The following is a 19225-nucleotide window of genomic DNA, read 5'->3' on the forward strand; positions in this document are numbered from 1 at the left end:
ACCCTCTCCCATAAATGGGAGAGAGGACAAATAGCGCCCTCTCCTGCTTGCGGGAGAGGGCTGGGGTGAGGGCCAGCGTGGAAAGGAGGTGAAGATGCAACGCTCAGAAGTGAATGCGATCCTACAACGCACCCGCGAATTCTTTATGCGTCAGGATGTGCATCTGCCGCCGTGGGCCGATTACGGCCTCAGCCAGTGGCGCGCGCTCGATAAACATGACGCCGATGAACTGCTGGCGCTGCATCTTGGCTGGGATGTCACCAGCTTCGGCGCTGACGATTTCAATCAAACCGGTTTAACCCTGTTCACACTGCGCAACGGTTCGCGGGGTGGTCAGCCGTGGGCCAAACCTTATGCCGAAAAAATCATGCATGTGCGCGAAGGGCAGGTCACGCCGCTGCATTATCACCCGCAAAAGATGGAAGACATTATCAATCGCGGCGGCGGCAATCTGATCGTCACGCTGCATAACCGTGCGGGCAATCAGCTGGCTGATACGGCGGTTAACGTCACACTCGATGGCATCCGCCAAACCCACGCCGCCGGTTCGCAGCTGCGTTTATCGCCGGGCGAAAGCGTTACCTTGTTGCCGGGCATCTGGCACAGCTTTTGGGGCGAAGAGGGCTACGGCGATGTGCTGGTGGGTGAAGTCTCGATGCCCAATGACGACGAACATGACAATGTGTTTCTCACGCCGCTGGCGCGCTTCAATCCGCTGGATGAAGATGAAGCACCACGCTGGCTGCTGTGTAACGAATATCACCGCTGGCTGGACTAAAGGAGCCTGATATGGCACTGATTTCACTGGCGCAGGGTTTGGCCCATGCGCAACAGAACGGCTACGCGCTTGGCGCGTTTAACGTCCTCGACACCCATTTCCTGCGCGCGCTCTATCAGGCCGCCGAGCGGCAGCGCTCGCCGTTTATTATCAGCATCGCTGAAGTGCATTTTAAGTATGTCAGCCTCGAGCATTTGGTCGCCGCCGTGCGCACCGAAGCGGCACTGCACGCTATTCCGGTGGTGCTGCATCTCGATCATGGCCTGCATTTTGAGGCGGTGATGCAGGCGATTCGCCTTGGCTTCACCTCGGTCATGTTCGATGGCTCGACGCTCAGCTATGAGGAGAACGTGCGCCAGACGCGCGAGGTGGTGAAGATGTGCCACGCGCTCGGCGTGTCGGTGGAGGCCGAACTCGGTGCGGTGGGCGGCGATGAAGGCGGTGCGCTGTTTGGCGAAGCCGACAGCGATAAATTTACCGATCCGGCGCAGGCCGCTGATTTTGTGCACTCCACCGGCATTGATTGCCTGGCGGTGGCGATTGGCAATGCGCACGGCAAATACAAAGGCGAACCCAAACTCGACTTCGACCGGCTGGCAGCGATTCGCGCGACGGCCGGCATTCCGCTGGTGCTGCATGGCGGTTCCGGCATTAGCGACGCGGATTTCCGCCGCGCCGTCAGCCTTGGCATCAACAAAATCAATTTCTATACCGGCATGTCGCAGGCGGCGCTCGGGGCAATTGAAGCGCAGATCGCCCAACGCGATGCGCGCTACGACGCCTTTGCTGAGTTGTTGATGGCGGTAGAGCGCGACATCGCCAACGTGGTGGCGCAGCAGATGCAGGTATTCGGCAGCGCCGGGAGGGCATAACCGCATGGTGCGTAACGGAATCATCGGTGCCGGCAGCATGCTGGTGGATCACGTGCAGCGCATCAGCCATTGGCCGGAACAAGGCTGGCTAACCGAGATTCAGCACAGCGAGAAGTGCAGCGGCGGCGCGGCGCTCAACGTGCTGTTTACGCTGGCGCGCATGCAGCTGAACCTGCCGCTGGCGGGCGTCGGCATCGTAGGCGAGGACAGCGACGGCGATTACATCCTGCAACTGCTGGACGATCATCACATTGACCGCCAGTTTGTGCAGCGCATCGCAAGCATCAATACGGCGATGACGCAGGTGATGACCACGCCGGATGGCCAGCGCACCTTCTTCCATGCGCGCGGCGCCAATGGCAAGCTTGATTTGGCGCACTTCGCCGACGTCTCCACTGCACACCGCATCTTCCATCTCGGGTATTTGCTGCTGCTGGATAGCCTTGATGTGCCGGACGATCAATACGGCACGCGCAGCGCACGGCTGCTGGCGCAGATGCAGCAGCGCGGCTATCTCACCTCCCTCGACTTGGTGTCGCGCGTGGGCGAATATCGACCGCTGGTGGTGCCTGCGCTGCGCTGGCTCGATTATCTGGTGATCAACGAACTGGAGGCGCAATCACTCACCGGCATCAGTTTGCGCACGCCGCACGGGCTTGCCGCCCCCGAAGCTTTTGCCGAGGCGGCTACCTGGCTAATGCAGCAAGGCGTACGTCAGCGCGTGGTGATCCACGCACCCGAAGGCGCGTGGGGCCAGCAAGCAGACGGCGAAGAGCGCTGGCAACCGGCGTGGTGCCTAGCGCCAGAAGAGATCGTTGGCAGCGTGGGGGCAGGCGATGCGTTTTGCGCCGGTGTGCTCTATGCCAGCCATGAAGGCTGGTCGCTGACGGAAACGCTGAAGCTGGCGCACACCTGCGCCTGTTTTAATCTGCATGCCGCCAACGCGCTGGACGGCACGCGGCCATTAGCCGAGATGCAGCGCTGGATGGATCAGGCGATTTGCGTTTCGCGTGCCGAAGAGGCAGGACGCATCACGTCGGCGGAGAAAACATAGCCGAGACCGCGAATGGTGCGGATCAGGCTCGGTTGATGCGGATTGATTTCTATCTTGCGTCGAAGCCGCATAATCAGCACATCAATGGTGCGATCAAACACCTCAAGGCTTTCGCTGTGCGTCAGTTCGAGCAGTTGATCGCGGGTTAATACTTTGCGCGCATGCGCCACCAGCGCGCGCAGCAGCGTGTATTCACCTTGCGTTAGCGGCACGCTTTCACGCTGCGGATTGAACAGTTGGCAGCGCGTATCGTCGAGGCGCCAGCCGTTAAATTGCCAACCTTCATCTGCTAACGCTTCCGGCTGCGCCAGCCGTCCGCAGCGTCGCAGCGCCGCGCGTGCCCGAGCCACTACCACGCGAGGGTTGAACGGCTTGGCGATGTAATCATCCGCGCCCATCTCCAGCCCCACCACCATATCCGCTTCCGAACCCATGCCGGTCAACATGATCACCAGCAGATCGGGACGCTGCCGCTGCATCTGTTGCAGCACCAGCAAGCCGTTGGTGTCTGGCAGCATCATATCCAGCATCACCAGTGAAATTTCCGGGTGTAGCGTGAGCAGGGCTAGCGCATCTTTACCCTGATGGCAGCAATAAACGGTAAATACATGTTCATTCAACACATCGTGCAGCAATTCGCACACTGCACGATCATCATCGACCACCAGAATCGCGGGCTTCATGGATGCGCCTCTTTTGTTACGAAAGGGTTAAAAGCAGTGTAACCCGATGTTTTTTACCTGCTGATTAAGGCAACAGAAACGTGAGCGCCATCGCCTGGCAGAGTGCGGAAGCGTGCAGTGCCGCACTCTTTTTGCCAAAACATCGTCAGCAAGGAAAACGATTGCGCGGCGCTGGTGCAATGCACCATAATCGCGCCTCATTCTGGTTCAGAATAATCTTAGCCGCAGCCGCAAATGAAAACGTAATCGATTGCGTAGGGGAGTGGCATAGCTATTGCTACATGGACAGGGGAAAGCGCAAGGTTTCACAACCTGTTGTCCAGTTTGCTTCGCTTTCAAAACAACAATAAGCATGTAAACCACATTGGCAAGGAGCGCGCGCATTTGTGCCGACTCCGCTCATGAGAGATGATGATGTTAGAAAAACTCTTCAAACTAAAAGCGCACAACACCACGGTTCGCACCGAAATCATTGCGGGTATCACCACCTTCCTGGCAATGGCTTACATCCTGTTTGTTAACCCGAGCATTCTCGGCGCAACCGGCATGGATAAAGGTGCGGTCTTCGTGGCGACCTGTCTGGCGGCGGCGATTGGCTGTGTGTTAATGGGCCTGATCGCTAACTATCCGATTGCACTTGCACCGGGCATGGGCCTCAACGCCTTCTTCACCTATACCGTGGTGCTGCATATGGGTTACACCTGGCAAGTCGCGCTGGGCGCGGTGTTCTTGTCGGCGGTGATCTTCTTTGCCATGTCGCTTTTCAAAATTCGTGAGTGGATTATTAACAGCATTCCGCTGCCGCTGCGTGCCGGTATTGGTGCCGGTATCGGTCTGTTCCTGGCGATTATCGCGCTGGAAGGCGCGGGTATCGTAGTGGATAACCCAGCAACGCTGGTTGGCCTGGGCGATCTGACCAAACCGGGTCCGCTGCTGGCGCTGCTAGGCTTCTTCATCATTGTGGTGCTGGAAGCGCGTCGCGTTACCGGTGCGGTGCTCATCGGCATTCTGGTGGTGACCTTCATTTCTATGGGCATTGGCCTGACACCGTTTGGCGGCGTGTTCTCCGCTCCGCCATCTATCGCGCCAACCTTTATGCAGCTGGATATCGCCGGTGCCTTTAACGTCGGTTTGGTGAGCGTAATCTTCGCCTTCCTGTTCGTGGACGTGTTCGATAACACCGGCACCTTGCTGGGTGTGACCAAGCGCGCTGGTCTGGCGGATGAGCAGGGCAACGTGCCGAAAATGGGCCGTGCGTTGATCGCAGATAGCGCCGCCGCGCTGTTCGGCTCGCTGCTTGGTACTTCAACCACCACCAGCTATGTGGAATCTGCTGCCGGCGTCAGCGCCGGTGGCCGCACCGGCCTGACGGCGATTGTGGTGGCGATTCTGTTTCTGCTGAGCCTGTTCTTCTCGCCGCTGGCGGGCAGCGTACCGGTTTATGCCACCGCGCCAGCGCTGCTGTTTGTGGCGGTGCTGATGGCGTCTGGCCTGGCGGATATTGACTGGAAAGATATCACCACCGCCGCGCCGGTAACCGTGACCGCGCTGACCATGCCGCTGACCTACTCGATCGCCAACGGTATTGCGTTCGGCTTCATCACCTGGACGGTGGTGAAACTGCTGAGCGGTCGCACTAAAGAGGTCAACCCGGCGCTGATCATTTTGTCGATTCTGTTTGTTATCAAACTGGGCTGGCTGAGCGCGTAAATGTTACTTAACGGAAGCCCGCTCGGGCTTCCGTGTCTGCTGTTGCATCCCTTCGTTTATTTTCTGCGTGACACTTCGCAATCCTTTTTGATGCTCACTTTCCTTCCCTCTCAAAACAGCCCAGGCTGTGCGTGTTATTTAAACCTGCCCGCAAAAAATGTGCTGTGAATGGCGGGATCGTGGAATGTTAACGCTGCGCAAATCTGTTTCACTAACAGTGTGGTGGAAAGATTGAGCTGCGCGATGGAAGAGGATTCGGTGATGGATTACCCCATTAGCAATACAACTCGAGTGTTCCCACCGCTTATTTTTGACGTTGGTAACAAAGGAGATCATCAAATGGAACAACTCACCAAACGAGTTGAAGAGCTGGAAAAAACCACGCAGCAGATTCAGATGGATGTTGCTGTGCTAACCGCGCGTTCAGAGCATTTTGCGACTAAAGCGGATATCGAAAAGGTCAGAGCCGAGCAGGGCGTGATGCGTGTGGAGATTATGGGCGAGCTGGGGGCGCTTGAACAACGTCTCGATAAAAAGTTAGAGCGGATGCAGGATCAACTTAACCCGAAGTTCGACAAAATTGATCTAATATTTGAAAGAATTGACCAAAGATTTGAAAGAGTTGACCAAAGATTTAACCAGCTCGAGGATAAAATATCTGCCTTCAATAACAGCATAACCTGGAAAATCATGATCCCGACCGGCCTTCTGGTGCTGGCGTGGTTTGTTCAGAATATCGTTTTGAAAATGTCATGACGCGCTTTACTGCACAGTTCCGGCCCTTCATGGGCCGGAACTCATCATGATTACCTAAACGGCGGCTCGTTAAAGGTTCTCAGCTTCCTCGAATGCAGCTTATCACCTTCAGCCCGCAGCAGTTCGACCGCGCAGATGCCAATCTGCAGGTGCTCGGAGATTGCGCCTTCATAGAAGCGGTTTGCCTGGCCCGGTAGCTTGATCTCGCCATGCAGCGGTTTATCGGATACGCACAGCAAGGTGCCGTAAGGCACGCGGAAGCGATAACCCTGCGCGGCGATGGTGGCGCTCTCCATATCAACCGCAACGGCGCGGCTCAGGTTGAAGCGCAGCGCCGAAGCGGAGTAGCGCAGCTCCCAGTTGCGGTCATCGGTGGTGACCACGGTGCCGGTGCGCAGGCGCTGTTTAACTTCTTCGCCGGGCATGCCGCTGACCGCTTTGGTGGCGTCATACAGCGCGCGCTGCACTTCGGCGATGCTCGGGATTGGGATATCTGGCGGCAGTACGCTATCCAGTACGTGGTCGTCGCGCAGGTAGGCATGCGCCAGCACATAGTCGCCGATGGTCTGGCTTTCGCGCAGTCCACCGCAGTGGCCAATCATCAGCCAGGCGTGCGGACGAATCACCGCCAGGTGGTCACAGATGGTTTTGGCATTGGATGGCCCCACGCCGATGTTCACCAGCGTAATACCGCGACGATTCGGTGATGTCAGGTGCCATGCCGGCATTTGGTGCTTCTTCCACGCCAGATCGGACATCATCGCCGTCGGGTCTTGCGTATCGGCGGTGATCACCACTTCACCGGCGCAGGCCAGGCTGTCGTAAGGTGTGGTTGGATCCTGCACCTGCTCAATCGCCCAGCGCACGAACTCATCGACGTAGCGCGTGTAGTTGGTGAAGAGAACGAACGGCTGAAAATGCTCTACGCCGGTGCCGGTGTAGTGGCGCAGGCGTGCCAGTGAGAAATCGGTGCGCAGTGCGTCAAAGTGCGACAGCGGGAAAATCGCATTGGCGTGGAACAGGCCGTCGGCGGTTTCATCACCGATTTGCGACAGTTCGGTGGTCGGGAAATGGCGTGCGATGCTGGCGCTCATTGAGCGGTCCAGTGACAAGCCGTCAATCACATAGGGATAAGGAATTTCCTGCTGTGAAGGAGCGACCTCAATCAGCACGTCGTACTCTTTCTCCAGCATCTGTAGCTGCTCGCTGAGATAGTGGCGCAGCAGCGCCGGGCGCGTGATGGTGGTGCTGTAGCTGCCGGTATGGGTAAAACGTCCCCACGCGCGGGTGCGATTTTTCTGCGGGCCTTCACCCAGCCAGGTGATGCGCAGCTGCGGATAAACAAACAGCCCTTGCTGACGCGCGGCCTCATCCGGCAACTGTCCGGTGGCAGTGAAATCGCGAATGGCGTTGCGCAGCGCGTCAACGGCTGCGTCGTACAGGCGTTCTAGTTCGTCCAGCGCTTGCTGGCTGCTCAATCCGTTCCGTTGTGTATTCATGGGTTCTCCTTCAGAAACATGGACCGTTTTCACCAGAGCATAGCGGATAAAACCTTCGCTACGATGAAGAATCTGTGATCGACCGCATTCTGCACCATCACGGTGCTGGTGCGTGGCGTAACCGCGGCTATGTTTATGATCAGCAGGGATGTTACATCGCGTGTCTCCTGTTCTGGAGCGATGCCCGAGTAATAAATCGTCCACCTTCGCGGTATTGGCGAGCTTATTGCTTAGTTTTCAACCGTGGCCTTAATTAATCTATCCGGTTCTTAAAGTAGGTTGCCATAAATGGCGACTCTTCAGGTGTTGGAGGCCGCACTCTGTTCTGCCGAAGTTTCAGAAATTGATTTCTCCCAGGCCGTGGTATGGCTCCGTTCCTGACCCGTTGAGGATTGAAAGCATGTCTTTGAAATTCATAAAACACCCAATGAAGGTGGCGATTGCAGGTTGTTTAAGCGTGGCCTTTTACGCTCAGGCAGATATTAAAATTGGTGTAGCGGGTCCGTTCTCTGGGCCTAATGCGACGTACGGCGCGCAATACTGGAAAGGCGCAAGCCAGGCCGCGGAGGATATCAATGCGTCAGGCGGCATCAACGGCGAGAAAATCGTGCTGGTGCAGGGCGACGACGCGTGTGAACCGAAGCAGGCGGTATCCGTCGCTAACCGACTGGTCGATCAGGATAAAGTGATGGCGGTGGTCGGCCACTTCTGCTCCTCATCCACCATGCCCGCCTCGGAAGTCTATGATGAGGCCGGCGTTTTAGCGATCACGCCCGGATCCACCAACCCAAAAATTACCGAACGCGGCATGAAAACCCTATTCCGCATGTGTGGTCGTGATGACCAGCAAGGCGCCATCGCCGCGGATTACATCATCGACAAGCTGAAAGCGAAGAAAGTGGTCATCATTCATGACAAAGACACTTACGGCCAGGGTTTGGCGGATGCCACCAAAGCCTCACTTGAAAAGCGCGGCGTGAAAGAAGTGCTGTATGAAGGGTTGTCGCGCGGCGAGAAAGATTTTAATGCGCTGGTAACCAAGATCGGCGCGCTGAAACCGGACGTGGTCTATTTCGGCGGCTGTCATCCGGAAGCCGGTCCGCTGGTGCGTCAGATGCGTGAGCAGGGCGTTAATGCGGCTTTCTTCTCCGGTGACTGCATTGTGACGGAAGAGATGGTGACGGCAGCAGGCGGCCCGCAATACACCAAAGGCGTCTACATGACCTTCGGCAACGATCCGCGCACTATCGCCGATGGCAAAGCGGTCATCGACAAATTCCGCGCCGGCGGATTTGAGCCAGAAGGTTATACCTTGTATGCCTACGCCTCCGTGCAGACGCTGGCCGCCGCTTACAAAGCAGCCGGTAAAGACAACGCCAAGGCCAGCGACTGGCTGAAAGCCAACAGCGTCGATACCGTCATGGGCAAAAAAGCCTGGGACAGTAAAGGCGATCTCAAGGTGTCGGATTACGTCGTGTATCAATGGGACGACAAAGGCAAGTATCACCAGCTGTAATGTGCCACGCGGCCCCGTACAGTGCGGGGCCATTCGCGATTGCGCGCGAGGTGTGCGCTCCCATTGAGTACGAGACGACATTATGGACGCCTTTTTCTTACAGCAGCTGATCAACGGTTTAACGCTCGGTGCCGTGTATGGCCTGATCGCCATCGGTTACACCATGGTTTACGGCATTATCGGCATGATCAACTTCGCCCACGGCGAGGTGTATATGATCTCCGCCTATCTGTGTGCCATTGGCTTATCGCTACTCAGCTTTTTTGGCATTCACTCCTTCCCGCTACTGATATTCGGCACCTTAATCTTCACCATTATCGTCACCTCGGCTTACGGCTGGGCGATTGAGCGCATCGCCTATCGACCGCTGCGCAATTCGACGCGCCTTGCGCCGCTGATTTCAGCAATTGGCATGTCACTGATTTTGCAGAACTATGTGCAGCTCAGTCAGGGGCCAAATCAGCAGGGCATTCCGACGTTGCTGCCCGGCGTGTTGCGCATGGAATTTGATGGCGGCGTGGTGCAAATCACCTGGACCAAAATCTTCATCCTGATCGCGGCGTTTTGCGGCATGGCGCTGCTGACCTGGATTATCCAGTACACCAAACTCGGGCGTATTTGCCGCGCAGTGCAGCAGGATCGGCGCATGGCTTCCATTCTCGGTATCAATACCGATCGCGTTATCTCGCTGGTGTTTGTGATTGGTGCGGCGATGGCGGGATTGGCCGGCGTGCTGGTGACCATGAATTACGGCACCTTTGATTTTTACGCCGGATTTATCATTGGCATCAAAGCGTTCACCGCTGCGGTGCTCGGCGGCATCGGTTCGCTGCCGGGCGCGATGCTTGGAGGATTATTGCTGGGCGTCGCGGAAGCGCAGTTCGCCGGGATGGTGAATTCTGACTACAAAGATGTGTTCTCGTTTTCGCTGCTGGTGGTGATTTTGATCTTCCGCCCGCAAGGACTGCTGGGACGTCCGCTGGTCGCTAAAGTGTGAGGAAGCTCCGATGAATGCAATGACGCAAAATCCTGTGCGCCAGGCGCTGCTCGATACGCTGCTGGCGGGGTTAGTGGCGCTGGTGGTATTTGGTCCGATTGTTGGCGTGGTGCTCGACGGTTACAGCTTCAAACTGTCGCCACAGCGCGTGGCGCTGCTGGTGGCGGTGGTGATGGCGGGGCGTTTGCTGTTCAGTTTGTTTCTGCACGCGCCTGTTGGTCAGCGCATCATGCGCAAGTTTGCCAGCAGCGATGACGGTGTTTACGTGCGCGAGCCTGGCTATCGTTCGCGTTTGCGCTGGATATTGCCGCTGCTGCTGATCGTGGCGCTGGCCTTTCCGTTTCTTTCCAGCAAATACCTGCTGACGGTGGCGATTCTCGGCCTGATTTATGTGCTCCTCGGGCTGGGTTTGAATATTGTGGTTGGGCTCGCCGGATTACTCGATCTCGGCTACGTCGCCTTTTATGCCATCGGTGCGTACGGCCTGGCGCTTGGCTATCAATATCTCGGATTGGGTTTCTGGAGCATGCTGCCGCTGGCGGCGCTGCTGGCGGCTTTCGCCGGCGCGCTGCTTGGGTTCCCGGTGCTGCGCATGCACGGCGATTATCTGGCGATTGTCACGCTCGGCTTCGGTGAAATCATTCGTCTGGTGCTGACCAATTGGGTCGCCTTTACCGGCGGTCCGAACGGGGTTTCCGTGCCGTCACCCACCTTCTTTGGCCTCGAGTTTGCCCGCCGCGCGCGCGATGGCGGCGTGCCGTATCACGAGTTTCTACACGTCACTTACAACCCGAATATGAAGTTTATCTTTATCTATGTTGTGCTGGTTCTGGTGGTGTTGCTGGTGCTGTGGATCAAGCATCGCCTGACGCGTATGCCGATTGGCCGCGCCTGGGAAGCGCTGCGTGAAGATGAGATTGCCTGCCGCGCGATGGGGCTTAACCATGTGTTGGTTAAGCTTTCAGCCTTTATGTTGGGCGCGTCAACGGCGGGCATCGCCGGAGTGTTTTTTGCCAGCTATCAGGGCTTCGTTAATCCCACCTCGTTTACCTTTTTTGAGTCGGCGCTGATTCTCGCCATTGTGGTGCTCGGTGGGATGGGATCGACGCTCGGCGTGGTGCTGGCGGCGTTTGTGCTGACGGTGGCACCGGAACTGCTGCGCAGCTTTGCCGAATACCGCGTGCTGCTGTTCGGCATGCTAATGGTGCTGATGATGATCTGGCGGCCACGTGGGCTGGTGCGCACCGCACGCGTTGGCGTGCCGCTGCGAAAAGGAGTGCGCCATGAGTGATGCCATCCTGCAAGTGGACAACCTGATGATGCGCTTTGGCGGCATCAAGGCGCTGAATGACGTCAGCCTGGCGGTGGAGCGCGGTTCGGTGACCTCATTAATTGGTCCTAACGGTGCCGGTAAAACCACGGTGTTCAACTGCCTGACCGGTTTTTATCGCGCCACTGGCGGACGCATTGTGCTGAACGCCAATCAGCGCAGCACCGATGTGATTCAGGTGCTGGGGCAAAAAATTCACGCAGGTGACTGGATCAATCCTACACGGCTCGGCTCGCGGCTCTGGTACAAGATGTTTGGCGGCGCGCATCTGGTGAACCGCGCCGGGCTGGCGCGTACCTTTCAAAATATCCGGCTGTTCCGCGAAATGTCGGTGATTGAGAATCTGCTGGTGGCACAGCATATGCAGGTCAATCGTCAGCTGCTGGCGGGCGTGCTGAACACGCGCGGCTACCGCGAAGCAGAAAATCGCGCGCTGGATCGCGCTTTTTACTGGCTGGAAAACGTCGATTTGGTCGCCAGCGCCAACCGCCTGGCGGGCACGCTCTCTTACGGTCAGCAACGGCGGCTGGAGATCGCGCGCGCCATGTGTACGCGACCGGAACTGATTTGTCTGGATGAACCGGCGGCTGGGCTGAATCCGGTGGAAACCGAGGCGTTGAGCGCAATTTTGCATCGTCTGCGCGCCGACCATCGCATCAGCGTGTTGCTGATTGAACACGACATGCCAATGGTGATGCGCATTTCCGATCACATCGTGGTGCTCGATCATGGCGATGTGATTGCCCAGGGCACGCCGCAGCAAATTCGTCACGATCCCAAAGTGATTGCCGCCTATCTCGGCGCAGAAGAGGAGAGCGATCATGGCTGAACCGATGCTGGCTTTTGAGCAAGTCGATGTGTTTTACGGTCCTTTGCAGGCGTTGAAACAGGTGTCGTTGACGGTGAATCAGGGCGAAACCGTGGCGCTGATTGGCGCTAACGGCGCGGGAAAATCCACGCTGCTGATGTCGATCTTTGGTCAGCCGCGCATTGCCAGCGGCGAGATTCGCTTGCGCGGCGAAGCGATCAGCCAGCGTTCGACGCACTTCATCGCCGCCAGCGGCATTGCGCAGGCCCCGGAAGGACGACGCATCTTTCCTGATATGACGGTGGAAGAGAACCTGCTGATGGGCACCATCGCTATCGGCGAACGTTTTGTTAAAGAGGACAAAGAGCGCATGTATCAGCTGTTTCCGCGCCTGCTGGAGCGGCGTAAGCAGCGCGCCATGACGCTCTCCGGCGGCGAGCAGCAGATGCTGGCGATTGCGCGTGCGCTGATGAGTCGACCTAAGCTGTTGCTGCTCGACGAACCCAGTCTTGGCCTCGCGCCGATTGTGGTGAAGCAGATCTTTGGCATTCTGCGCGAATTGACCCAGCAAGGCATGACGCTGTTTCTGGTGGAGCAGAATGCCCGCCATGCATTGCAGCTAGCCGATCGCGGCTATGTGATGGTGAACGGTGAGATTCGCCTGAGCGGCAGCGGCGCAGAGCTGCTCAATAATGACGACGTTCGCAGCGCCTATTTGGGCGGCGCAGCCGATCCTGCGGTGGTGGCGACAAAAAGTTTGTAATAATGATTAAATGGTGAGGGGAAACACTTTGCATAATTCTCAGTGGCCTATCATCATTATTACTCTTCTTCCTCTCCAAAGTGATTTGGTAATCCCTTGCAAAATCCTGGCGTAGCAGTGATGCGGGCGGTCAGAAACACGGCGTGGTATCCCAAGCGCCGCGCTTACCGTACGTTGTTCTGGCGAGAAATCACCCCATTAGCCGTGCCCATCTTTATCGAAAACCTCTGCGTGATGCTGATGGGCGTCCTCAGTACCTTTTTGGTGAGCTGGCTGGGTAAAGAAGCGATGGCGGGCGTCGGTTTGGCCGACAGCTTCAACATGGTGATCATCTCCTTCTTTGCCGCCATCGATCTCGGCACCACGGTGGTGGTGGCGTTCAGCCTGGCGAAACGCAACGGCAAACGGGCGCGAGCCGCCACCAGACAGTCGCTGGGATTGATGACCGCGCTGGCGTTTGTGCTGGTGATCGCCATCGAGTTTTGGGGGCATCTGATCATTGATGTGATTGCCGGCAGCGCCGATCCCAAAGTGAAAGAGCTGGCGCTGAGCTATCTGCAAACTTCGGCGTGGAGCTATCCCGCAGCGGCGATTGCGCTGATAGGCAGCGGCGCGCTGCGTGGTGCGGGCAATACCAAAATCCCGATGCTGATCAACGGCGGCATGAACATTCTCAACATCGTGATCAGTAGCGTGCTGATTTACGGCTGCCTCGGTTGGGAAGGGCTGGGCTTTGTTGGTGCCGGATTGGGCTTGACCATTTCGCGCTACATCGGTGCGGCGGCGGCGATTTATGTGCTGTATCGCGGCATTACGCCAGCCCTGAAAATCTCCATCGCCAGCTATTTCCGGCGCTGGGATCGCAATATTCTGATGGAAGTGTTGGGCATTGGTGTGCCCGCCAGTATTGAATCGGTACTGTTTAACGGCGGTAAGCTGCTCACGCAGATTTTTGTCGCTGGCATGGGTACCAATGAGATCGCCGGTAACTTTATCGCCTTCTCGATTGCTTCGCTGATTAACCTGCCGGGTAACGCGCTGGGATCGGCGTCGACCATTATTACCGGCCGCAGGCTGGGGCTGAATCAGGTGATGCAGGCTGAACGGCAAATCAAACACGTTTTCTGGCTGGCGATGATTGGATTGTGTTCGCTGGCGCTGATCACCGTACCGCTCGCCGGAACACTCGCGCAGTTTTACAGCCGCGATCCAGAAGTCATTTCAGTTACCAAGCATTTGATTTGGCTGAATGCCGCCTTTATGCCGATCTGGACCGCTTCATGGGTGCTGCCCGCCAGCCTGAAAGGCGCGCGCGATGCGCGTTACACCATGTATGTGTCCATGTTTAGCATGTGGGGCGCCCGCGTCGTAGCCGGTTATTTCCTTGGGATTGTATTGGGAATGGGCGTGATAGGCGTGTGGCTCGGCATGTTCCTCGACTGGACGGTGCGCGGCGTATTTTTCTGGTGGCGACTCAACAGCGGCAAATGGCTGAACAATTACCGCAAGATGATGGCGAAGAGCAGGGGATAGGGCATTGGCTGGTGCCCATTGTGGGCTCTACGTATATGCATTAATTGGCAATGAAGCGCACAACTAATCGGTTTGGTTATAGGAGAGAATACGGTTTACTGTCAGCGTCAATCATTTGTGGAGAAGCTGACAATGAAACACCTCTTGCAGCAGTGGTTTAACCAACTGATCAATGGCGAGACTGGACCCGCAGAAGAGCGCGAATTCGATCTCAGTAATCATATCGACCTGCTGATTCCCATCAGCCAGCTGTACGGTGTTGAGTTCCATCCTTCGGTGTATCGTTACTATGAGAGATGAGCGCCTGCACCATGTCATCCGCTACAGCTACTGGAATGAGCTGTGCGCTGTTGAATAAAGAACCCGCTCTAGCCAGCGGGTTTTTTTATGCCTGAAATTTGACCCTTCGTTCAAAAAAATTCATCAGATTTTCACACTCTCTATCAATTGTCTTGATTCCGTAATTTTCTCGTAAAGAAATGTATTCCTAACTCGCGGCGTGCGTGTAAGATACAAAAGTAAATGATAACCATTGGCGTTATCATCTAGGTGTCACGCCAGCTCAACGCCTTGCCGCCGGAATGCTTCTGCGCCAGGGCATCCGCTGATGTGATGTGCGCGTCAATCATTACAAGAAACTCACTCCCTTAAAAATGGATAAAAATCGCACCCTGCCGTTTGGCAGCTTCAATTCGTTGACCCTGTTCACCGGGCTTTGCATTGGTATTTCTCCTGCTGCCGCATTAGCGGCAGAAAATGCCAACAAAAAATCTGACGATACCTTAGTGGTTGAAGCGCATACGCCATCGCTGTATGCCCCCAACGCATCTGCCGATCCGAAATTCAATCGTCCGCTGGTGGATACCACCCGCACCATGACGGTGATTCCGGATCAGGTGATTAAAGATCAGGGCGTAACCAATCTTACCGACGCGCTGAAAAACGTGCCGGGCGTGGGCGCGTTCTATGCGGGGGAAAACGGCAGTTCTACTACCGGTGATGCGGTGTATATGCGTGGCATTGATACCTCCAACAGCATTTACGTTGATGGTATTCGCGATATTGGTAGCGTGACGCGCGATACCTTCAACACTCAGCAGGTTGAAGTGATTAAAGGGCCATCGGGCACCGATTACGGACGCAGCGCGCCGTCAGGTTCGATTAATATGATCAGCAAACAGCCGCGCCTCGATACCGGGCTCGACGCCTCAGTCAGCGTTGGCAGCGCGTGGATGCGTCGCGGCACGCTGGATTACAACCAGGCGATTAACGACAACGCCGCGTTCCGCCTCAATCTGATGGGTGAGAAAACTCACGATGCGGCGCGTGATAACGTGCAGAACGAGCGTTATGGCGTTGCGCCATCGCTGGCGTTGGGTCTGGATACTGCAACGCGCTTGTACCTCAACTATCTGCATGTGCATCAAAACAATACGCCCGATGGCGGCATTCCAACCATTGGCCTGCCGGGCTATTCGGCGCCGAATGCGGCGACATCGGCACTGAACAATTCAGGCAAAGTCGCGACCAGTAACTATTACGGCACCGATTCTGACTTTGATAAATCGACCACCGACAGCGCCACCATACGCTTTGAGCACGATATCAACGACAGCACCACCATCCGCAATACCACACGTTGGTCGCGCGTGAAGCAGGAATATCTGCTGACGGCGGTGATGGGCGGCGCCACCAATATCACTGCCCCGAACCGGAACGATGTGAATAGTTGGAGCTGGTCGCGCCTGGCGAACACCAAAGACATCAGCAACCGCATTCTTTCCAACCAGACCAACATCACCTCGAAGTTTTATACCGGTTCGGTTGGGCACGATGTCAGCGCGGGCGTGGAGTTTACGCGTGAAAATCAAACCAACTACGGCGTCAATGCGATCACGCCGCCATCGGTTAATATTTACCATCCTATCAGCAGCATTTCGGTGGGTGGATTGGACAGGAATGGTGCCAATGCTAACGGGCAAACCGATACCGCAGGCATTTACGCCTTTGATACGCTCGCCATTACCAAAAGTTTTGAGCTGAACGGCGGCATTCGTCTCGATAACTATCACACCGAGTATGACAGCGCGACCGCCTGTGGCGGCACCGGACGCGGTGCGTTGACGTGCCCAGCTGGCGTGCCGCGCAATACGCCGGTTACCACCGTGGATACCGCAAAATCGGGCAATCTGGTGAACTGGAAAGCCGGTGCGCTTTATCGTCTGACCGAGCAGGGCAACGTCTATGTTAACTATGCCATTTCTCAGCAACCGCCAGGTGGCAGCAGCTTTGCACTGGCCGCGGGCGGCACCGGCAACAGCGCCAACCGCACTGACTTCAAACCGCAGAAAGCCAAGTCCAGCGAAGTGGGCACCAAATGGCAGGTGCTGGATAAACGTCTATTGCTGAATGCAGCGCTGTTCCGTACCGATATTGAAAATGAAGTCACCGCTAATGACGACGGCACCTATTCGCAAGCCGGTAAAAAACGTGTGGAAGGTTATGAGCTCTCAGCCACTGGCAACATCACGCCAGATTGGGAAGTGATCGCCGGCTATACCCTGCAGCATGCGTCAGTGACCGAAGGGGATAGCGTATCGCAGGATGGATCTTCTGCGCTGGCTTACACGCCGAAGCACGCCTTTACATTGTGGACCAACTATCAGGCAACCGATGCGATTTCAGTCGGTGCCGGTGCGCGTTATGTGGGCAGCCTGCGTCGCGGCAGCGATGGTGCGGTCGGTACGCCGGATCACACCGAAGGTTATTGGGTCGCCGATGCCAAATTGGGCTACAAGGTGAACAACAACCTCGATCTGCAGCTCAACGTGTACAACCTATTCGATACCAACTATGTTGCCTCAATCAACAAGAGCGGTTATCGCTACCATCCGGGCGAGCCACGTACTTTCCTGCTGACGGCAAACGTGCATTTCTAAGTTAACGTCGTGGGGCGTGCGCGCCCCACAATTTTTGAGAGAACAACGCGATGATGTATCACATTCCTGCTGTACTGACGCCGGAAGAGGTAGCGAGTTTTAGCACGCTGCTGCAACAGGCCGAATGGATCGACGGAAGGGCGACGGTCGGCAGCCAGGGCGCGACGGTGAAAAACAATCAGCAGATCGATACCCGCACGCCACTGTACGATCAGCTGCAAACCGCGGTGATGCAGGCCCTGAACAACAACCCGCTGTTCTTTTCCGCTGCATTACCACGATCGATTTCCACACCGCTGTTTAACCGTTATGAGCAGGGCGAAACCTACGGTTTTCATGTCGATGGCGCGGTACGCCATAACGGCGCGGCGGGCTGGATGCGAACCGATCTCTCCGCCACGCTGTTCCTCAGCGAACCTGAAAGCTACCAAGGTGGTGAGTTGGTGATTGAAGACACGTATGGTCAGCACAAGGTGAAACTGCCAGCGGGCCATCTGGTGCTGTATCCGTCGAGCAGCCTGCATTGCGTCACGCCGGTTACCCAGGGTGCGCGCGTCGCTTCATTCCTGTGGATTCAGTCGATGGTGCGCGACGATAAACAGCGTGCCATGCTGTTCGAGCTGGATCGCAATATTCAAAGCCTCAAAGCGCGTCACGGTGATAGCGCAGAGCTGTTGTCGCTGCTGAACATGTATCACAACCTGCTGCGCGGCTGGACGGAAGTGTAAAAGCAAAAAGCCCGCTTAGTTTCCTAAGCGGGCTTCTCTAAATATGGCTCCTCTGACTGGACTCGAACCAGTGACATACGGATTAACAGTCCGCCGTTCTACCGACTGAACTACAGAGGAATCGTGTGAACGAGGCGAATATTAATGGCGCCCCTTGCAGGTGTCAACAGCTTAAAACACATTTGTATTCAACTGGCTAGCATTAGTACAAAGCGATCGCGATTTAAGCAGGTTCTGCTGTTAGCATCGCCAGTCGCGCCAGGGGATCCTGACGATAGAACTGCTGCATATGGCGATACATCGCCGGGAAACGGTTAGCCAGTAAATCCGGTGCGCTGAAGAAATACTCCGACAGCACCGCAAAACATTCAGCCGCATCGCTGGCGGCGTAAGGATCGATGGTCGCCGCCTGTTCACCGACTAACTCAACTTCCGCTTCAATCTCCGCCATTGCCTGCAGCAGATCTTTCTCCCAACTGGCGACATCGCGCAGCGCCATCACCGGAATGCCGCTGGTATAGCCGCTGCCGCGCGCATCGAGTTTATGCGCCACTTCGTGGATCACCAGGTTAAAACCGGAGAGATCGAGCGAATCCTGAATATCCAGCGCATTCAGCACCACCGGACCTTGCGTCCAGCTTTGTCCAGCGTGCACCGCCGGCGCGTGATGCACCAGGCCGTTATCATCTTCCCAGCGATCGTCGACATTGAAAGGTTCAGGATAGATCAGCACTTCATGAAAGCCATCAAGCCATTCGAGACCGAGCTTCAACACTGGCAAACAGAACAGCAGCGCCAGACGCGTCAGTAATAGTTCATCGAGTTGCAGGCCTTGCAGCGGCGAGATTTTTTTCTGCTGCAGGAAGCGTTGCGCCAGCGTAACCAGCGCGGTTTTTTCATCAGGATCGAGCAGTGAAAAGATCGGCTGCGCCAGCGCCTGTTGCCAGGGCAGCGCCAGTACTGAAGTCTCTATTTGCGCATGCCACGGCCATTTGAACATTGCGTCACTCACTCTTCAGACGAAAACAGTATCCTGGCGCGGCAAAGGGGAAATTACCAGCGCGGAATCAAAGCCGGAGATTCAACCAGTTAATGGGGGATTTGTCTGTGATTGGCGTGGCAAAGCGGCAAAGTAAGTTTGCCTTCACACCAACGCTCTCCCGCAGGCGGGAGAGGGAGCTTGCTGTGCAAATCTTCACGTGATCCCCCAAACTTCTACATCGCTAAGAACGGTTCCCTCGCCCACCCGCGGGAGAGGG

The 19225-nt window shown here is 56.3% G+C and carries 18 protein-coding genes and 1 tRNA gene; 15 read left to right on the forward strand and 4 right to left on the reverse strand.

Going from position 1 to position 19225, the window contains the following annotated elements; genetic code table 11:
• The first annotated feature begins 94 nt into the window (after positions 1-94).
• Genes ACFQW4_RS22585 through ACFQW4_RS22595 form a run of 3 tightly spaced genes read left to right on the forward strand, consistent with a single transcriptional unit; the run spans position 95 to position 2704 of the window.
• Positions 95-778, forward strand: coding sequence for a D-lyxose/D-mannose family sugar isomerase (locus tag ACFQW4_RS22585; protein ID WP_377727780.1), 684 nt, complete (start codon positions 95-97; stop codon positions 776-778).
• Between the two features lie 11 nt (positions 779-789).
• Positions 790-1650 (forward strand): ketose 1,6-bisphosphate aldolase, encoded by an 861-nt coding sequence (locus ACFQW4_RS22590; protein WP_101762806.1) that lies wholly within the window; start codon positions 790-792, stop codon positions 1648-1650.
• A 4-nt stretch (positions 1651-1654) separates the two neighbouring features.
• Positions 1655-2704 carry a carbohydrate kinase family protein gene (locus ACFQW4_RS22595; protein WP_377727783.1) on the forward strand — a complete coding sequence of 350 codons (1050 nt, stop codon included), beginning with the start codon at positions 1655-1657 and terminating at the stop codon, positions 2702-2704.
• Here the strand turns inward: ACFQW4_RS22595 and ACFQW4_RS22600 are convergent.
• Positions 2641-3387, reverse strand: a complete 747-nt coding sequence (locus ACFQW4_RS22600; RefSeq protein ID WP_377727786.1) for a response regulator — start codon at positions 3385-3387, stop codon at positions 2641-2643. The genes ACFQW4_RS22595 and ACFQW4_RS22600 overlap by 64 nt on opposite strands.
• A gap of 80 nt (positions 3388-3467) precedes the next feature.
• Between ACFQW4_RS22600 and ACFQW4_RS22605 the strand changes: the two genes are divergently transcribed.
• From ACFQW4_RS22605 to ACFQW4_RS22615, 3 genes are all read left to right on the forward strand, one after another.
• Positions 3468-3737, forward strand: coding sequence for a hypothetical protein (locus ACFQW4_RS22605; protein WP_222233634.1), 270 nt, complete (start codon positions 3468-3470; stop codon positions 3735-3737).
• A 61-nt stretch (positions 3738-3798) separates the two neighbouring features.
• Positions 3799-5097, forward strand: a complete 1299-nt coding sequence (locus ACFQW4_RS22610) for an NCS2 family permease (protein WP_008105472.1) — start codon at positions 3799-3801, stop codon at positions 5095-5097.
• Between the two features lie 261 nt (positions 5098-5358).
• Entirely contained in the window at positions 5359-5853 is a 495-nt protein-coding gene (locus ACFQW4_RS22615; protein ID WP_377727790.1) for a hypothetical protein, read from the forward strand.
• A gap of 50 nt (positions 5854-5903) precedes the next feature.
• Here ACFQW4_RS22615 and ACFQW4_RS22620 read toward each other — a convergent pair whose 3' ends face one another.
• Positions 5904-7352: an AMP nucleosidase gene (locus ACFQW4_RS22620; protein ID WP_336767765.1), complete on the reverse strand. Its 1449-nt coding sequence runs from the start codon at positions 7350-7352 to the stop codon at positions 5904-5906.
• Between the two features lie 400 nt (positions 7353-7752).
• On the opposite strand from ACFQW4_RS22620, the gene ACFQW4_RS22625 reads away from it, so the two are divergent.
• From ACFQW4_RS22625 to ybiX, 9 genes are all read left to right on the forward strand, one after another.
• Positions 7753-8868 carry a branched-chain amino acid ABC transporter substrate-binding protein gene (locus ACFQW4_RS22625; protein ID WP_192233505.1) on the forward strand — a complete coding sequence of 372 codons (1116 nt, stop codon included), beginning with the start codon at positions 7753-7755 and terminating at the stop codon, positions 8866-8868.
• Positions 8869-8950: 82 nt separating this feature from the next.
• Positions 8951-9865, forward strand: a complete 915-nt coding sequence (locus ACFQW4_RS22630; protein WP_377727795.1) for a branched-chain amino acid ABC transporter permease LivH — start codon at positions 8951-8953, stop codon at positions 9863-9865.
• 10 nt (positions 9866-9875) lie between these two features.
• Positions 9876-11156 (forward strand): high-affinity branched-chain amino acid ABC transporter permease LivM, encoded by a 1281-nt coding sequence (gene livM, locus ACFQW4_RS22635; RefSeq protein ID WP_101762800.1) that lies wholly within the window; start codon positions 9876-9878, stop codon positions 11154-11156.
• Complete coding sequence (locus ACFQW4_RS22640) at positions 11149-12024, forward strand: ABC transporter ATP-binding protein (protein WP_110868360.1); 876 nt, start codon at positions 11149-11151, stop codon at positions 12022-12024. The genes livM and ACFQW4_RS22640 overlap by 8 nt, the downstream gene beginning before the upstream one ends.
• The gene (locus tag ACFQW4_RS22645; RefSeq protein WP_277973756.1) at positions 12017-12766 is read left to right on the forward strand and encodes an ABC transporter ATP-binding protein; all 750 of its coding nucleotides are present in this window, start codon (positions 12017-12019) and stop codon (positions 12764-12766) included. Before ACFQW4_RS22640 ends, ACFQW4_RS22645 begins: the two co-directional genes overlap by 8 nt.
• Before the next feature lie 120 nt (positions 12767-12886).
• Positions 12887-14299 (forward strand): EmmdR/YeeO family multidrug/toxin efflux MATE transporter, encoded by a 1413-nt coding sequence (locus ACFQW4_RS22650; RefSeq protein WP_137386053.1) that lies wholly within the window; start codon positions 12887-12889, stop codon positions 14297-14299.
• A 132-nt stretch (positions 14300-14431) separates the two neighbouring features.
• The gene (locus ACFQW4_RS22655; RefSeq protein ID WP_167391193.1) at positions 14432-14599 is read left to right on the forward strand and encodes a hypothetical protein; all 168 of its coding nucleotides are present in this window, start codon (positions 14432-14434) and stop codon (positions 14597-14599) included.
• Between the two features lie 353 nt (positions 14600-14952).
• The gene (locus tag ACFQW4_RS22660; protein ID WP_377727800.1) at positions 14953-17238 is read left to right on the forward strand and encodes a catecholate siderophore receptor Fiu; all 2286 of its coding nucleotides are present in this window, start codon (positions 14953-14955) and stop codon (positions 17236-17238) included.
• Between the two features lie 50 nt (positions 17239-17288).
• The gene (gene ybiX / locus ACFQW4_RS22665) at positions 17289-17966 is read left to right on the forward strand and encodes a PKHD-type hydroxylase YbiX (RefSeq protein ID WP_101762795.1); all 678 of its coding nucleotides are present in this window, start codon (positions 17289-17291) and stop codon (positions 17964-17966) included.
• A gap of 44 nt (positions 17967-18010) precedes the next feature.
• On the opposite strand, the gene ACFQW4_RS22670 is transcribed toward ybiX, so the two are convergent.
• Positions 18011-18086 (reverse strand) — tRNA-Asn (locus ACFQW4_RS22670).
• A 103-nt stretch (positions 18087-18189) separates the two neighbouring features.
• Positions 18190-18966, reverse strand: coding sequence for a DgsA anti-repressor MtfA (gene mtfA, locus ACFQW4_RS22675; RefSeq protein WP_377727804.1), 777 nt, complete (start codon positions 18964-18966; stop codon positions 18190-18192).
• Positions 18967-19225 lie beyond the last annotated feature (259 nt).

The sequence above is a fragment of the Pantoea sp. GCM10028869 genome, from assembly GCF_042666835.1.
Lineage (GTDB): Bacteria > Pseudomonadota > Gammaproteobacteria > Enterobacterales > Enterobacteriaceae > Pantoea > Pantoea leporis.

Bases quoted from the DNA above. Each gene is read 5' to 3' on its own strand.
- ACFQW4_RS22585 (WP_377727780.1), top strand. From the start codon at position 95: ATGCAACGCTCAGAAGTGAATGCGATCCTACAACGCACCCGCGAATTC.
- ACFQW4_RS22590 (WP_101762806.1), top strand. From the start codon at position 790: ATGGCACTGATTTCACTGGCGCAGGGTTTGGCCCATGCGCAACAGAAC.
- ACFQW4_RS22595 (WP_377727783.1), top strand. From the start codon at position 1,655: ATGGTGCGTAACGGAATCATCGGTGCCGGCAGCATGCTGGTGGATCAC.
- ACFQW4_RS22600 (WP_377727786.1), bottom strand. From the start codon at position 3,387: ATGAAGCCCGCGATTCTGGTGGTCGATGATGATCGTGCAGTGTGCGAA.
- ACFQW4_RS22610 (WP_008105472.1), top strand. From the start codon at position 3,799: ATGATGTTAGAAAAACTCTTCAAACTAAAAGCGCACAACACCACGGTT.
- ACFQW4_RS22615 (WP_377727790.1), top strand. From the start codon at position 5,359: ATGGATTACCCCATTAGCAATACAACTCGAGTGTTCCCACCGCTTATT.
- ACFQW4_RS22620 (WP_336767765.1), bottom strand. From the start codon at position 7,352: ATGAATACACAACGGAACGGATTGAGCAGCCAGCAAGCGCTGGACGAA.
- ACFQW4_RS22625 (WP_192233505.1), top strand. From the start codon at position 7,753: ATGTCTTTGAAATTCATAAAACACCCAATGAAGGTGGCGATTGCAGGT.
- ACFQW4_RS22630 (WP_377727795.1), top strand. From the start codon at position 8,951: ATGGACGCCTTTTTCTTACAGCAGCTGATCAACGGTTTAACGCTCGGT.
- livM (WP_101762800.1), top strand. From the start codon at position 9,876: ATGAATGCAATGACGCAAAATCCTGTGCGCCAGGCGCTGCTCGATACG.
- ACFQW4_RS22640 (WP_110868360.1), top strand. From the start codon at position 11,149: ATGAGTGATGCCATCCTGCAAGTGGACAACCTGATGATGCGCTTTGGC.
- ACFQW4_RS22645 (WP_277973756.1), top strand. From the start codon at position 12,017: ATGGCTGAACCGATGCTGGCTTTTGAGCAAGTCGATGTGTTTTACGGT.
- ACFQW4_RS22650 (WP_137386053.1), top strand. From the start codon at position 12,887: ATGCGGGCGGTCAGAAACACGGCGTGGTATCCCAAGCGCCGCGCTTAC.
- ACFQW4_RS22655 (WP_167391193.1), top strand. From the start codon at position 14,432: ATGAAACACCTCTTGCAGCAGTGGTTTAACCAACTGATCAATGGCGAG.
- ACFQW4_RS22660 (WP_377727800.1), top strand. From the start codon at position 14,953: ATGGATAAAAATCGCACCCTGCCGTTTGGCAGCTTCAATTCGTTGACC.
- ybiX (WP_101762795.1), top strand. From the start codon at position 17,289: ATGATGTATCACATTCCTGCTGTACTGACGCCGGAAGAGGTAGCGAGT.
- mtfA (WP_377727804.1), bottom strand. From the start codon at position 18,966: ATGTTCAAATGGCCGTGGCATGCGCAAATAGAGACTTCAGTACTGGCG.